Annotated in this window: 16 protein-coding genes; 1 reads left to right on the top strand and 15 read right to left on the bottom strand. The window is 62.4% G+C overall.

Going from position 1 to position 14,608, the window contains the following annotated elements; translation table 11 throughout:
- Window positions 1-82 precede the first annotated feature (82 nt).
- The 14 genes from VMA09_07240 to bioF form a co-directional block, all read right to left on the bottom strand.
- Window positions 83-1,012, bottom strand: coding sequence for a hypothetical protein (locus VMA09_07240; GenBank protein ID HUA33382.1), 930 nt, complete (start codon window positions 1,010-1,012; stop codon window positions 83-85).
- Between the two features lie 294 nt (window positions 1,013-1,306).
- Complete coding sequence (locus VMA09_07235) at window positions 1,307-2,164, bottom strand: CPBP family glutamic-type intramembrane protease (GenBank protein ID HUA33381.1); 858 nt, start codon at window positions 2,162-2,164, stop codon at window positions 1,307-1,309.
- Window positions 2,161-2,985, bottom strand: coding sequence for an enoyl-CoA hydratase-related protein (locus VMA09_07230; GenBank protein ID HUA33380.1), 825 nt, complete (start codon window positions 2,983-2,985; stop codon window positions 2,161-2,163). The genes VMA09_07235 and VMA09_07230 overlap by 4 nt, the downstream gene beginning before the upstream one ends.
- Window positions 2,986-3,046: 61 nt before the next feature.
- A complete protein-coding gene (locus VMA09_07225) occupies window positions 3,047-3,526 on the bottom strand; it encodes a DUF2231 domain-containing protein (protein HUA33379.1) in 480 nt (159 codons plus the stop codon).
- A gap of 4 nt (window positions 3,527-3,530) precedes the next feature.
- Entirely contained in the window at window positions 3,531-3,941 is a 411-nt protein-coding gene (locus tag VMA09_07220; GenBank protein ID HUA33378.1) for a hypothetical protein, read from the bottom strand.
- A 67-nt stretch (window positions 3,942-4,008) separates the two neighbouring features.
- Window positions 4,009-4,197 (bottom strand): hypothetical protein, encoded by a 189-nt coding sequence (locus tag VMA09_07215; GenBank protein ID HUA33377.1) that lies wholly within the window; start codon window positions 4,195-4,197, stop codon window positions 4,009-4,011.
- Between the two features lie 38 nt (window positions 4,198-4,235).
- A complete protein-coding gene (locus VMA09_07210) occupies window positions 4,236-5,213 on the bottom strand; it encodes a LysM peptidoglycan-binding domain-containing protein (GenBank protein ID HUA33376.1) in 978 nt (325 codons plus the stop codon).
- A 56-nt stretch (window positions 5,214-5,269) separates the two neighbouring features.
- Window positions 5,270-6,262 carry an ROK family protein gene (locus VMA09_07205; protein HUA33375.1) on the bottom strand — a complete coding sequence of 331 codons (993 nt, stop codon included), beginning with the start codon at window positions 6,260-6,262 and terminating at the stop codon, window positions 5,270-5,272.
- A gap of 4 nt (window positions 6,263-6,266) precedes the next feature.
- Entirely contained in the window at window positions 6,267-7,007 is a 741-nt protein-coding gene (locus VMA09_07200; GenBank protein ID HUA33374.1) for a TlyA family RNA methyltransferase, read from the bottom strand.
- A gap of 117 nt (window positions 7,008-7,124) precedes the next feature.
- On the bottom strand, window positions 7,125-7,406 hold the full coding sequence (locus VMA09_07195; GenBank protein HUA33373.1) for an exodeoxyribonuclease VII small subunit: 282 nt from the start codon (window positions 7,404-7,406) through the stop codon (window positions 7,125-7,127).
- Window positions 7,407-7,416: 10 nt separating this feature from the next.
- On the bottom strand, window positions 7,417-8,838 hold the full coding sequence (gene xseA, locus VMA09_07190) for an exodeoxyribonuclease VII large subunit (GenBank protein ID HUA33372.1): 1,422 nt from the start codon (window positions 8,836-8,838) through the stop codon (window positions 7,417-7,419).
- 319 nt (window positions 8,839-9,157) lie between these two features.
- A complete protein-coding gene (gene bioD, locus VMA09_07185; GenBank protein ID HUA33371.1) occupies window positions 9,158-9,829 on the bottom strand; it encodes a dethiobiotin synthase in 672 nt (223 codons plus the stop codon).
- A gap of 6 nt (window positions 9,830-9,835) precedes the next feature.
- Window positions 9,836-11,203: an adenosylmethionine--8-amino-7-oxononanoate transaminase gene (bioA, locus tag VMA09_07180; GenBank protein HUA33370.1), complete on the bottom strand. Its 1,368-nt coding sequence runs from the start codon at window positions 11,201-11,203 to the stop codon at window positions 9,836-9,838.
- 24 nt (window positions 11,204-11,227) lie between these two features.
- Window positions 11,228-12,406, bottom strand: a complete 1,179-nt coding sequence (gene bioF, locus VMA09_07175) for an 8-amino-7-oxononanoate synthase (protein ID HUA33369.1) — start codon at window positions 12,404-12,406, stop codon at window positions 11,228-11,230.
- Window positions 12,407-12,560: 154 nt separating this feature from the next.
- Here bioF and VMA09_07170 point away from each other — a divergent pair, with 154 nt between their 5' ends.
- On the top strand, window positions 12,561-13,106 hold the full coding sequence (locus VMA09_07170) for a DUF1003 domain-containing protein (protein ID HUA33368.1): 546 nt from the start codon (window positions 12,561-12,563) through the stop codon (window positions 13,104-13,106).
- Between the two features lie 77 nt (window positions 13,107-13,183).
- Here VMA09_07170 and VMA09_07165 read toward each other — a convergent pair whose 3' ends face one another.
- Window positions 13,184-14,599 (bottom strand): S41 family peptidase, encoded by a 1,416-nt coding sequence (locus VMA09_07165; GenBank protein ID HUA33367.1) that lies wholly within the window; start codon window positions 14,597-14,599, stop codon window positions 13,184-13,186.
- Between the last annotated feature and the right edge of the window lie 9 nt (window positions 14,600-14,608).

The following is a 14,608-nucleotide window of genomic DNA, read 5'->3' as shown; positions in this document are numbered from 1 at the left end:
CTGAATGCGAATTCAGCGCAAGTCCGAAAAAACGGCGCACCCAAAGGCGATGCGCCGTCGAAAATCCAATTAAATCGGGCCTTTAGGGCCCCCCGTTGAGGGCTGGATCGCCCCGAGGAATGTTATTCGGATTGATCATACCACCCAGAGGGCCGAGAGGACTGCCGCCTCCGCCCGCACCGCCTCCGCCATCACCCGTTAAATCGACAGGCCCTGACGGCGCGCTCGGTAGTCCTCCAGCGGAATCAGGTGATTCAGCCGCGCCCTGCCCTTCGCCGGCCGCGGCTTCGGGAGGCGCGGGCGGGACCTGCGTGCTCTGATCAATCTGGTCGGCAGCCTGCTCGACTGCCTGCGCGGAATCCGGCAGCACTACAGGATCGGTAAACGCCGTATCGATGTTGCAGCAGAGAAGGTAGCTGTTGCCGGCGCGCGGCTGAGCGTTGTATGCGACGAGCGATCCGTCACCCTCGACCTTCACGGCTTGATAGCTTATCGAGCCCGACGCGCGGGCGATCTCGAAGACATAGAAACTGCCGCGATCGAGCGGCTCCGGCGGTCCCTCGTCGGGGATTACCTGGGTGAAATGCTCCGGCACTTTGCCGTAGGAAACATTCTTCAGCGAGTAAGTCTTGTTACCGACGCCGGTGACCGAGCCGAAAGTGCTGCGCTGAGCCTTGAACTCCCATACCGGCACGCCGCCATCGAAGCGCACCAGAGACTCCTGATGTTGCGGGTCGTGCGGGATGTTCTGAATAACCTCGGCGCTGAAGAACTTGATTACGGTCGCACGCTCAAGCGTGTCGCCCTTTTGCTTGTAGCTGACCTGGACCGACGCGGTCGGCGCGGGCATCGAGTCGCCGCTATCGCCGGTGTCATCCACCTCGATATCGGGGACATCTTCCTTTTTCTTCATCATCGAGCAGCCTTGCAGCGCGAAGCCCGCAAGGACGATCGCGATCACGGCAAGTGTCGCTGCCCGCGCGAAACCATAAGGCTGTTGAGGCCTGCTCAACGCGCCATGCGCGTCGCTCAAATTTGGAGCTTTGTATGCCGGCATCCTAACTGTAGTTTTTGCGCCCAGTGAAAAATCGGGATTCAAACAAGAGGATTGGAACGCGTCCCCTATTAATTTATGCGCAGGCGCAGGCCAGCCTCAACCTGTGCTCGGCACTGCTCGGTCTGCATCCGCTTTATTTCTACACCGATCGGAAGGGATTTTCACCATCGCCCGCCGGACTTGCGATTTTCCTGTACTCGGTCTCCGACGGGCGCAATACCTCCGCTAATTTCACGGTGCGCTCCGAGATCACCTCGGTCCCAGGCTGGCGCCGATCATGCCGATCATTGCGAGCAGGAAGAGCATCAAGTCCATGATCGTGTGGGCGAAGATCGCGGCTTCGAGGCCTTTGCTCAAATAGAGCCGCCCGAAGACCACCCCCTCCCACGTTTGCGGCATCAGGAAGCCGCCCGCCAACAGCATCAGCGGACGCCCTTGCAGAGGGCCGGCATTCGGCAACAGATGAATCAGGCCAAAGGCGTAGCCTTGCGCGATCGTCGCGAGCCATACGACTCGCCGGGACGGCAGCGCGATCTTCCCCGATGCGAACAAGCTCGCGCCTGCGGCGAGAATCGCAAATAAGGCAAGCCGAAACTCGATTTCCTCGCTGATTCCCGCGGCGAGCGCGACCGGAATCCCGGCCAGGGCGAGTCCGCCCGGCCCCGTGTTGAATCCCGGCAGTTGGGGCATGTCGATTTGGCCGTGGTGTGCCATGAACATCACGGGCAGCATCACACCCGCGAGCAGCGCCGCGCCGATCGCAGCCGCACCCAAGGCATATTGTGCAGCCGACCGAAGCACGCTCAGCAACGCAAACGGCGGCGGCTCGCCTTCGAGCTTGGCCGCGATCCACGGCGCGCCGGGAAACCCAATCTGCGGACATAGCCGGAGTCCCAGCGGCACCATCGCCGCCAGGATGAATGACAAAATGATTACAAGCCCGACGCGAGCAAGCCCCGGGCTTTGGCCGGCATTGAAAATGAAGCCGAAGGGAACCTCGATCCCGACGCAGACGATCGCGAGCGCCGTCAGCAGAACTGCCTGGCGACGCAAGGCGCTCCGCGAATCGACGCGCACCTCCGCGCCGGGCTCGGTGTCAAAACTCACTTGATCGGCGGCAGGAAGTCCGGAAAATCTTTCGACGCTTTCATCTTCCAGGCTGGCTTGCGCTTCTCCAGGAACGCGCTTACGCCTTCGTGCGAGTCAGCCTGCCTGCCGACCCACGCAAACGCTTTGCTCTCGACAGACTGCACGCCGTCGGCCGAATCCTCGCCCATAAGGCCGTAGATGAGCCGCTTCGTCATCGCGACCGAAATCGGCGCCGTATTCTGCGCGAGATCGAGCGCGAGTTCGCGCACCTTCGACTGGAACTCGCCGTCGGGCCATACGTGACTGACGATTCCAAATTCGAGCGCCTCACGTGCGTTGATGATTCTGCCGGTCAGCAGCAGTTCGTTCGCTTTTGCGAGGCCGATCATGCGTGGCACCGTCCACAGACTCAGCGCTTCAGGAATAACGCCGCGGCGCACGAACACAAATCCGATTCGCGCGCTCTCTGCCGCGACGCGAATGTCCCACTGCATCGGCAGCGTGATCCCGACGCCGACGGCCGGTCCATTGATCGCCGCGATGATCGGCTTCTTCATGTTCCACGGCCGGATCGCATGGGGACGTCGCTCGTTGCGCTCTGGACGCTGATTGGAATCGAAGGTATCGCCGCCGCTCGAGAGGTCAGCGCCCGCGCAGAACGCGCGGCCCGCTCCAGTCACGACGATCACACGCGCGGCGTCGTTTTCGTCGAGCTCGGCAAAGGCGTCGTGAAGCTCGGCTCCCATCTGCGCGGTGTAGGCATTGAGTTTCTCGGGACGGTTGAGCGTGATCGTCGCGACGCCGTCTTTCAGATCGAGCAGAATCTGTTCGTACGCCATAGCCGCCTCCTGCGATCGATACGTTTATACCCCGGCCAGATGCGAGCGGAAAATTAACGCCTTAGTGCGTGAAATCGATCGGCTGCGGACACGCGTCGCCGCCCGCGTTGTAGCCGTACACCATCGACGAGCCGAGATCGGCGCCGAGCGCAATCAGGATGAGCGCCGCGAACATCACGGCCATGAATCCGATCCTTCCACTCTCCGGCATTGGGCGCGTAAGAATCGCCCATACGATCAAAAATCCGGTCACCGCAGATGCCGCGATCATCAGATGCTTGTGATGGTCAAGCAGATGCTCGCGGACCGAGTCTGAGATCATCAGACCAGGCGCCGCGTACAGGCCGGTCGCCAGCGCGGCCGCTGCCGCAATCCCCCCAAGGCAGAGCGTCCAGAACGCCGCCCACTTGATCGAGTCGGAGCCGCCAAGCCATCCGATGAGATAGAGCAAGGCGGCGCCATAGATCAGCCCGATCGGAAAATGCACGAACAACGGATGATAATTCTGTACGTGCCCGAGCCCCGGCAGGAGTCGCGCCACTCGACTACTTGACGGATTCTACAACCAGAAAGTTAACGCCGCCCTTCGAGTATTCCTTGCCGGTCACGGTCACCTGATCTTCAGCCTTGTTTATTACGTCATCTGGCAGAGGCTGTTCATTGTTCTTCGGCAGGAGCACGTAGATATTTCCGGTGTTGTTCTCGACCAGCGACGCGGGGATCCCCGCCTTGATGCACTTGACGGCGCAGGATTTGTGACCCTCGCCGTGCGCGCCCATCGTCCCGTAGCAATAGCTGTCCTCGATCACGCCCGAGACGGTTTTGGATGCTCCGTCCGCGAGCGCCGCAGAAGCCAATCCGGCCGCGATCGTCAGGGCAAGTCCCGCCGTAAGAAGTGTGCGCATCGATGCCTCCGAGGTGCAGAGTTTTGCCGCCACGACACGCCGCTTGCGCATCATGTGCCTGCCCAAGATTATTGACCAGCGGCGCGACCGCTACCAGCCCGAGTTTTACCGGAGATGCTTATGACGCCATCGGGCAATGCGCGCCCATGCTGTGGCTTCCGCCCTTGCAGCATGCCTGGGTGGGACAACACGCGCTCTTGCTCGCGCAGCATGCCGGCGTGTCAGCGTTTCCCTGCGCGAGCCTTGAGAACTCCAGCGGCGCAGCGAGAACCATCAGTGCGAGGCCGATCCATGCAAGCTTCTTCATGGCAGAATCCTTTGATTGAGAGCGACCTGCGGCTGACATTAGCGCCGGACGGACGGCGCTTCAACCGCAGAGTCGACACCGCCGATCATCTCGCGCCACTTGCCGCGTTTGCGCGAGCCGTGAAGCTTGGCGCCAAGCTTTTCGAGATGCTCGGCGAGCACCTGCTTCAACTCCTCGTTGAGGCGATCGATCTCCATTTCCTCGGGTAGCCGCGGGCGCGGCTGCCCTTCGGGGAATCCCTGGCGGCGCCGTCCATAGAGCTGCTGGAGCCGAAGCTCCGCCTTTGCGAACATCGCCTTGTACTTGTAATCGAGCCGGCTGAGCGCTTCGGTCATCGCCGCGAGCGCCAGGAACTTGCGGCGCATCCGCCACCATTCGAAGAGCGTCACCACCATCGCACCGAACATGAACAGTGCCGCACCCGCCATCGTCACCGAGGTGGCGCGCCACCACGGCAATTGCTTGAGGCTCGCGTTGAGCGACTGATTCTCACCCTGCAGCTCCTGCACCTGGTCTTTCAGTTGCTGGAGCTGATTCTCTGCCGCGTCGGCCTTTTGCTCGGCGGCCTGGAGCTGAGCCGTGAGCGAATCGACCTGGGTACGGAGGGAGTTGACTTCGTTGGTGAAGGGCTTGGGAACGCGCAGCACCTCGCCCGCCATCAGCTCGTCATCTGGATGGATCCGATTCGCGCGGGCGACTTCGTCCGGAGTGACACCGAACATCGCCGCGATTGCTCCGATCGAATCTCCCGGACGAACGGTGTAGGGAATCACGCGCGCCGGCTGCGGATGAACAACGGGCGCGCCTGCCGATGTATCGGCAGCGGGCGCAGGCGATACCGCGCCGCTATCTTCGTCGCCCGTCACAGGCGCTGCCTGAACGCGGGAGGGCGGCGACGGCGGGACGTTGCTCTCGCTGAATTCCGAAGTCTGGGCGCACACCCGCCCCGTCATCGAGACGAAGAATAACCCGACCGTCGCGACAGCCGCGACCATCGCTATCGATAACCGCTTCATCGAAAGCGCCCCTCCTTTATAGGGTATTCCAAATGGCCGCTTAAGCAAATGAGACGTTAATGGATTCTTGGAGGCAGTTTGTGTGGCGGATGCTGCGCAGCATACGCCGCGCCCACGACGCCACTGCGCGGACCCAGTGCGGCGCGCACGATTTTAGCCTCGCCGGCGATGGCAGTGAATGCGCGCCGGCTTATTTCTTTCGTCATTTCCGCGCGCATATACGGTAAAGCTCCAGCCACCCCGCCACCAATAACGACCAGCTCGGGATTGAAGACATTTAGAAAAGACGCGACTGCGATTCCGAGGTAACGGCCGGCGACTGAAAATATTTCGCGCGCAAAAAGGTCACCGCCTCGCGCAACGGCCGTCATCTGACGCACTGAAAAATTTCCGTCTTCGTCGAGAAGCTGTTCTGGAATCCGCCCGCCGCGCGCGACGCCGAGACGTTGCTCAACGAGCCCGCGCAATCCTGACGTCGAGGCGTACGCTTCGAGGCATCCATGCGAGCCGCAATCGCACGGCATCCCGTCCGGCTCGACCGTGACGTGGCCGAGCTCGGCTGCCATGCCGCTGCGGCCACGCACCAGCGCGCCATCGACAATCAGGCCGCCGCCCACTCCGGTACCGAGCGTCAGCAGCACAACATCACGCCGGCCGCGCGCGGAGCCGCGCCAGTATTCGCCAAGCGCCCATGCGTTGGCGTCATTCTCAACGACCACGGAGCGGCCGAGCGATTGCTCGAGACGCGCGCGCAGCGGGAATGCTTTCCAGGCCGCGACGTGCGGCGCCGCCATCACCGTTCCCGAAAATACATTGAGCGGACCCGGCACTGCGATTCCGATCGCGCGCGGCGAGCCGAGTCCCGCATCGCGCGCTGAATCGAGCAGCAATGAAACCTGCGACGCGATATTCGAGGCGACCGCCTCTGCCGCGCGTGACGCGAACGACGGCCCGCGCTGCAACATCAGCACGTCGCCATCCACAGACACCGCGGCGCAGCGGATATTCGTGCCGCCCATGTCGCATCCCAACGCCCATGCGCGCTTCATCTAATCACTGCGCCGCTTTCACTCTCATCCATGCGAGATACTCGCGATTGCCCTGCGCGCCCTCGATCGGCGACTCGATCACGCCTGCGACTTCGAGGCCAATCTCACGCGCGAACGCCACGATCGCGTCCACGGCCGCGCGCCGCAGCGCCTCGTCGCGCACGATCCCGCCCTTGCCGACCTTGCCCTTGCCGACTTCGAACTGCGGCTTGATGAGCGCAATAATTTCCGCCTCGGGCGCTGCAAGCGCAAGCGCCGCGGGCAGCACGGTGCGCAGCGAAATGAAACTCGCGTCGATCGTGATGAGATCGGGCGCATAGGGAAGCTCGCCCGGCGTCACATATCGAACGTTGGTACGATCGAGAACGATCACGCGCGGATCGTTGCGCAGCCGCGTCACGAGCTGGCCATAGCCGACATCGAGTGCAATCACGCTGGCCGCGCCGCGCGCGAGCAGCACATCGGTGAATCCTCCAGTCGATGCGCCCACATCGAGCGCGCGGCGCCCCACGACATCGATCGCAAAATTATCCAGCGCACCAATTAGTTTGTAGGCCCCACGGCTCGCATACTCAGGCCCGCCGCTGAGCACTTCGATCGGAGTATCAGCATCGACGCGAAGATCCGGCTTGTCGGCGGGCCGCGAATTCACGCGCACGCGCCCGGCCATAACCAGCCGCTGCGCACTCTCGCGGCTGTCAGCCAATCCACGCCGCGCCAGTTCAGCATCAAGCCGGTTTTTCATCGCCGTCGCTTTCTGAAAATCCCTCTCCCTGGTCAGGGAAAGGGAACTAAAAATCAGGGAGAGGTTGAATATGGATGAGAGTTCGGCGTGCTCCTGTCGCTTCTTCCTTAAAGAATCTCAGAATGGGATATCGTCATCGTCGGCTGCTTCGGATGATTGCGAGGCGGCGCTTTCCGACCCGAGGACGGCGCTTTCGAGCTGGCCTTCGGCGTTGCGCGTCAGCAGCTCGACTTTGCGCTGCACATCGTCGAGCTTGTGATTGAGCGCCTTCACCAGTGCGACGCCGCGTTCGAACGCGCCGATCGCATCTTCAAGCGAAAGCTCGCCCGAGTCGATCTGACTCACAATCTGCTCGAGGTCCTTGAGCTCGTCTTCGAATTTTCTGCCCTTCGATGCCATCGGAGTCCTGTCAGCTTTGACGCGCGATCGTTCTGGCGCGGAGTCTTCCGCGCGCGAGCCGAATGTCGAGCTCATCATCCACCTCCACCTGCGCCGAGTCGCTCACGAGCCGCCCGTCGCGTGAATTGATCACGACCGCGTAGCCACGATCAAGTACCCGGAGCGGCGACAGCGAATCGAGCTGAGCCGCAAGCATGCCGAGCGCGGCGCGCCGCTCTTCGAGTTTGCGCCGCACGGCGACGGCGAGGCGCGCATCGAGCGCATCGATTCGATGGTCGCGAGTACCGCGCTCCATCGCATGCGCGAGCGTGAGCGAAAGCCGGCTGATATGCAACCGCGCCTCACGCACCGCGGCGTCGGGAGCGCGCAGGCCGATCATGCATTCGCGAATCGTGCGGCGATTGTCGGCGACCTGCCGCGCGATCGCGCTTTGCAGTTCAGCAGTGGTTTCAAGGAGCCGCTCGCGCGCCGCGGCCATAAGATTCTTCGGATGGCGCAGCCGCGCCGTCAGATCGTCGATGGTCTCGCGCAGCTCGTCGAGCGCGCGTTCCATCGTCATTTGCAGCGACGCATCGTCGGCCGCGATTCGCTCGCGCAGCTCTGCTTTGCTCGGCACGACCATCTGCGCAGCCGCGGTGGGAGTGGGCGCGCGCAGATCGGCGACGAAGTCCGCGATCGTGAAATCGACTTCGTGGCCGACCGCCGACACGATCGGGATTCGCGAGCGGACAATCGCCCGCGCGACGACCTCTTCGTTGAAGCACCACAAATCTTCGAGCGAGCCGCCGCCGCGTCCGACGATAATCACTTCGGCGCGGCCGTCCTCGTTGAGATCGGCGATCGCGCGCGCGACTTCGTTGCAGGCGCCATCGCCCTGCACTCGCGCCGGCCGGAAAATCACGCGCAGATTCGGAAACCGATCGAAGAGGATGCGCAACATGTCGCGCAGGCCCGCACCGCCGCGCGCGGTCACGATTCCGATCGTGCGGGGCAGATACGGCAGCGGCCGCTTGCGGCTCTGCTCGAAGAGACCTTCAGCGGCGAGCCGCCGCTTAAGCTGCTCGAACGCGACCTGGAGCGCGCCGACGCCGCGCGGCTCGATCTCCTCGGCATAGAGCTGCAGGGCGCCGCGCTGATCGAACAGGCTCACGCGCCCGCGCACGACGATCTCCATCCCGTCGGTGATCTTGAAACGCACGCGCTGGAACGCGAGCCGGAACATCACGACGCTAATCGACGCGCGATCGTCCTTGAGCGTGAAATAAAAATGATTCGAGGGTGCAAGCCGCGCGTTGGAGACCTCGCCAACGACCCAGAACTCGCCCAGGTTTTCATCGAGCGTGTCGCGGATTCGGCGCACCAGGTCCGAGACTTTGATCATCGCGCCGCGTCCGGCGCGAAACGCAAAGTCAAGCTGGCCCTGTCCGCCCATGAGCCCTCAGGCTAGCAGATGCATCGGCAGGGCACAGGAGGTGCAGGCGCGGGTACGAACAGGCGCATCGCGAAGTGCCATTCCTGCTTACGGAAAACGAACGTCGCAGCGGAGTCCTCGCTCGCGTGACTAAATGATAAGAGCAGAAAATAAGGAGAGCGCTTCGCGCGCTCACCGGTACCAGCCCTTTCGGGGCCTCCGAGATCTTTCGACTCCGCAGACTCCGCTCAAGATGACGCAATGGATGGCAGCCAGAGAGAGGACAGACAAGAACTTTATTTAAAGTGACTCGATCGTGAGAGCGTTCATTGTGTCGGATTCAGCCGAGCAACTTTTCCACGATCGATTTCGCGAGCGGTTCGCGGTAGCGCATGCGGCCGAGGTAACGCTCGTGGGTGAGGCGTGCGAGCGAGGCCTCGTTGGTTTGCGCGGCGGGAGAGTCGGCGGGTTCGACGTCGTTCAGGATGTAGCCGGTGATCTTGAGGCCGCGGCTCGCGGCGTAGTTCAGGGTCAGAACCGCGGCATTCAGGCATCCGAGACGATTTCCGATCACGACGATCGTTTCGAGATCGAGCAGCCAGGCAAGGTCGGAGAAATTGCGCTCCCAGGTAATCGGCACGGCGATACCGCCGGCGCCTTCGACCAGCATCACCTCGCTCGTGCTTTGGATCGTTCTGAAACATTCGGCCAGCTTGGCAAAATCCGGCGCGGGAATTCCGTCGAGAACAGCCGCCGCAGCGGGCGCCAGCGGTGAGCGATAGCGGAAGGGCGCGATCGTTTCGAGCCCGAGCGGGCATGCCGCGGAGAGCGCGAGCGCGCGCGCATCGGCCGGATCGAGCGTGCCGTCGGGCAGCTCGGAGCACCCGGTCTCGGCCGGCTTCATGACTCCAACGCGCATGCCACGCGCCTTCATCGCGAAGCCGAGCCCGCATCCGACAGTAGTCTTGCCGACGCCGGTGTCTGTGCCCGTGATCAGATATCTGTGCGCCATCTTCGCTCACCGCCCTGCCCGCTCGGTCACATCAACTACAGCGTTACACGTCACTTCGATCAATGTGTTGAGCTCGTCTTCGCGAATCGAAAGCGGCGGCATCAGGATGATCACGTCGCCGAGCGGCCGGATGATGACGCCGTGGCGGCGCGCCTCCTTGATAACGCGGACGCCAGTGAGATTGGCCGCCGGAAAAGGAATTCCGCGATCGCGATCCTGCATCAGCTCGATGCCAGTCATCAGGCCCCATCGGCGGATGTCCGCCGCATGCGCCAGCGATGCAAACATTTTGTCAAGTCCAGCTTCGAGCTGCGCGATACGCGGCTGAATACTCGCGATCACGGCTTCGTCGCGAAACACTTTCAGACTCGCCAGCGCGACTGCGGCGCCAAGAGGGTTACCGGTGTACGTATGCCCGTAGTAGAAGGCGCGATATTCCTGCGGCTCGCCGAGGAACGCCTCGAAGATGCGCTCAGTCGCGAGCGTCGCGGCCAGCGGCAGGTAACCGCCGGTGATTCCCTTGCCGAGACAGAGCAGGTCAGGCGTGACACCGGCGAGCTGCGAGGCGAACATCGCACCGGTGCGGCCGAAGCCGGTCGCAACCTCGTCGCAGATCACCAGCGCGCCCGCTTCACGAGCCATCGCGGTGATTTCGCGCAGGTATTGGGCCGAATGCGCCCACATACCCGCCGCACCTTGCATCAGCGGCTCGATCACCAGCGCGGCGAGCTCGTCGCGATGCGCCATTATTGCTTCGCGTGCTGCCTCGAGCGCTGCAGCCGTCGCCGCGGCGCTGTCCATCCCGCGATAGAAACGGAACGCGTGCGGCGGATCGACCTTTAGCGCCGGGAAGAGCAGCGGCTTCACGTGGCGATGGAACGCTTCGCTGTAGCCGAGGCTTACGGAGCCGACGGTGTCGCCATGATACGACTCGGTGAGCGTCAGGAACTTCGTGCGCTGCGATTCGCCGTTAAGCTGCCAATATTGCGTCGCCATACGGATCGCGACTTCAACCGCCTCGGCTCCCGAATCGGAATAGAAGACGCGTGAAAGTCCATCCGGCGCGATCGCGATCAGCTCGCGCGCGAGCTCGATCGCGGGAACGTTCGATAGACCGAGCATCGTCGAATGCGCGATTCGATCGACCTGCTCCTTGAGCGCGCGGTCGAGCTCGGCCTTGCGATGACCATGGACGTTACACCATAGCGACGAGACGCCGTCGAGATAGCGCCGCCCTTCGACATCGATCAGGTAGTTGCCGTCGCCGCGCTCGATGACAAGCGGATCCTGGCTCATCCAGGTGCGCATCTGCGTAAAAGGATGCCAGAGGAAACGGTGATCGGTGGATTTAAGATCGGGATACTGCAAACTCATTGTGCGCCAATGCTGCCAGTGCGTTCAGAGCAAGCCAAGCGCAAGTCCGGCTGAACGAAACGCGGCGAGCGCCTGGTCGAGATCGGCGCGCGTGTGCGAGGCGATCGGCGTTACGCGCAGGCGCGCCGTGCCGCGCGCAACGGTAGGCGGACGAATCGCGATCACGTATACAGCGCGATCAATCAGCGCCGCGGCCATCGCGACCGCGGCATCGGATTCGCCGATCATCACGGGCAGAATCGGCGATTCGGTCGGCGCGATCGCAAATCCCATGGCGGCGAGACCGGCGCGCACATAATTCGCGTTGTCCCATAGCCGCGCCATCAGTTCAGGCATCGATTCGATTAGATCGATGGCGGCGCCTGCCGCCGCGGCCATCGCCGGTGCGAGGCCGGTCGAATAGATAAAGCTGCGCGCGCGATTTAACAGGAAGTCGATCAACACGCGCGAGCCCGCGACGTATGCGCCGTAAGAGCCGAGCGCCTTGCTGAGCGTGCCGATGTGCACGTCGATATCGCGATCGAGGCCAAGATGAGCCGCGAGACCGGCGCCGCGTGGACCCACGACGCCGACGCCGTGCGCCTCATCGATCACCACCGCGGCACGATAACGTTTCGCGAGCTCGACGATCTCCTTAAGCGGCGCGAAATCGCCGTCCATGCTGAATACGGAATCGGTCACGATGAGACGCCGTCGCGCGTCGCCGCCCTCGGCCAGCATCGCGCGCAAATGATCGACATCGCGATGCCTATAAATTCGCAACTGCGCCTTGCTCAGACGGCACCCGTCGATCAGGCTCGCGTGATTGAGCTCGTCGCTGAAAATCATGTCGCCGGGTCCGGTCAGCGCCGTAATCGTTCCGAGATTGGCGAGGTAGCCTGAACCGAACACGAGCGCCGCCTCGACCCCTTTCAGATGCGCCAGCTTGACTTCGAGTTGATGAAGCGGCGCGAGGCTGCCCGCGATGAGGCGTGAGGCGCCAGCGCCGACGCCAGAGCGCTCGATGGCGTCGATGGCGGCACGCCTGAGCGTCGGATGCGAGGCGAGGCCGAGGTAGTTGTTGGAGGACATCATCAAAAGGCGCCGCCCGCCGATCGTGACGTGTGTATCGTGCGCGCTGTCGATGATTCTCAGGCTGCGACGAAGCGAAGAGCGCTCGAGCTCATCGAGCGCGGTGGTCAACTCAGAATCGAGCAAACTCATCTGAACAATTCTTTCGGCAGGTAGTCGGCGACATCACTAGCAGATCGCCCGGCGCGAAACCCGCACTTCACTTTGATTGCCCGCGTCGAGTGCGATACTGCAAAATTCAATTAGCGCGGCCGTATCCCTCTACCCGGGCCGCGCGGAGACATTTATGAGTCGAACCGCACAGGCAATCGCCGGCGTTGCCGAACACTGGGAAAAACAGCGGATTAAACACGCGCACCTGCACGCTCCGGTGCTCAACGTGAACGAGATTCACGCCCGGCACCTGACGACCGGCGAGCGAATCGCTGACTCATTTGCCGCAATGATGGGAAGCTGGACGTTCATCATCGTGCAGACTCTAATGCTCATCGTATGGATCGCGTTTAACGTGATCGGGTGGATCCGCCACTGGGATCCCTACCCGTTCATCCTGCTCAACCTTGCGCTCAGCTTCCAGGCTGCTTACGCGGCGCCGATAATCATGATGTCGCAGAACCGGCAGGCCGCGAAGGATCGCCTGATGGCGGAGCAGGATTACCAGGTCAACGCGAAAGCCGAGGAAGAAGTGAAATCGATCATGCGTCACCTGGAGCAGCAGGACGAGGTGATGATCGACATCCTGAGGCGACTCGAAACACAGCAACAACTGCTGCTCGCGGCGCACGCGATCCTGGATTCGAGCCGTCCGCCCGGCGGCGCGCTTCCCGCCTGACGCGATCTTCGATTCCTGAAAAACGCGCGCCGGACCATGAGGGCCCGGCGTGCGTTTTTCATGTCTCGGCTAAGCCGTTACGGCTTCGCGCTATCAGAGGGATCGTCGTTGTGGGCGAGCTGCATCTTGAAGGAGTCCCAGTGCTTGAGAATATCGATCGCCTTCTCAAGCTGAACGTCCTTCTGTTCCTTGGGCTGCTTTTCGGCCTTGGCTCCCAGGCCCGGCGAAGGCTGCGCACCAGGCTTGGCGGGCTCGGCCTCGGCGCCAGTCTTGGGCTTCTCCTGCTTCTGCGTGTTCTTGAAGTGATGCGGCAGGTCGGCCTCGTGAATCTCTTCATCCTGATCCACTTGCGCGCCCTGGAGTTCGAGCGCAGCTAGTGTCTGCTTGGGCGGCTCGCTATCGACATCGGGCGTGATACCAACTGCCTGGATCGAGCGTCCGAGCGGCGTGTAATAGCGCGCCGTCGTCAGGCGCAATGCGGAATGATCGTCGAGCGGCAGGATCGTCTGCACCGAGCCCTTGCCAAAGGTCTGCGTGCCGACGACCACGGCGCGCCGCTGATCCTGGAGCGCACCCGCGACGATCTCGCTGGCGCTGGCGCTGCCGCCATTCACCAGCACGACCATCGGATAGTCGACGAAGTCCTTCTTCTTGTGCGAGAAGTACTTCTGCTGCTGATTCTCGTTGCGGCCCTGCGTGTAGACGATGAGCCCGCCGTCGAGGAAATCGTCGCTGACCTTGACCGCCTGATTCAGCAGGCCGCCCGGATTGTCCCGCAGATCGAGCACGACGCCTTTGATCTGTCCGTGATCCTTTTCGCGGATCTCGTCGATCGCTTTCTCGACGCCGTCGTCGGTGTTCTCCTGGAAGGTCGCAATACGGATGTAGCCGTATTGTTCGTCAACCATCTTCGACTTGACGGCTTGGATCTTGATCACATCGCGCGCGAGCGAAACCGTGAACAGGTCGGGCACGTTGGGGCGATGAATGGTCAGCTTGATCTTGCTGCCCTTGGGCCCGCGCATCCGTTTGACGGCTTCGTTGAGCGTCATGTCCTTGGTGAAGTCGTCGTTGATCTTGATTATCTGGTCGCCGCCCTTGATTCCGGCCTTGTAGGCCGGCGTGTCTTCGATCGGTGACACGACGGTAAGCACGCCGTTTTTGATCGTGATCTCGATTCCGAGGCCGCCGAAGCTGCCGCGGGTTTCGACCTCGAGGTCGCGATACAGGTCGGGCGTGAGGTAGGCGCTATGCGGATCGAGCGACGACAGCATCCCGGTGATCGCACCGTCGATCAGCTGCTTGGTGCTCACCGGCTCGACGTAGTTTTTCTGCACGATTGCGAGCACGCTCGCGAACGTGTCGAGCTCCTGGTAGGTGTCGTCGGGCAGCGCTTGGGCGCGGCGAACCGCGATCTCCTGGAGCGCCACGAACGTGAGCGCTGCCGCCACTGCCACAGTGATAGACCAACGATGGCGCTTAAACATCGACATTAATGAACC

Source organism: Candidatus Binataceae bacterium, assembly GCA_035508495.1.
Taxonomy (GTDB): domain Bacteria; phylum Desulfobacterota; class Binatia; order Binatales; family Binataceae; genus JASHPB01.
Note: the sequence above shows the minus strand (reverse complement) of the source record. Positions and strands in the feature narration are given on the sequence as shown.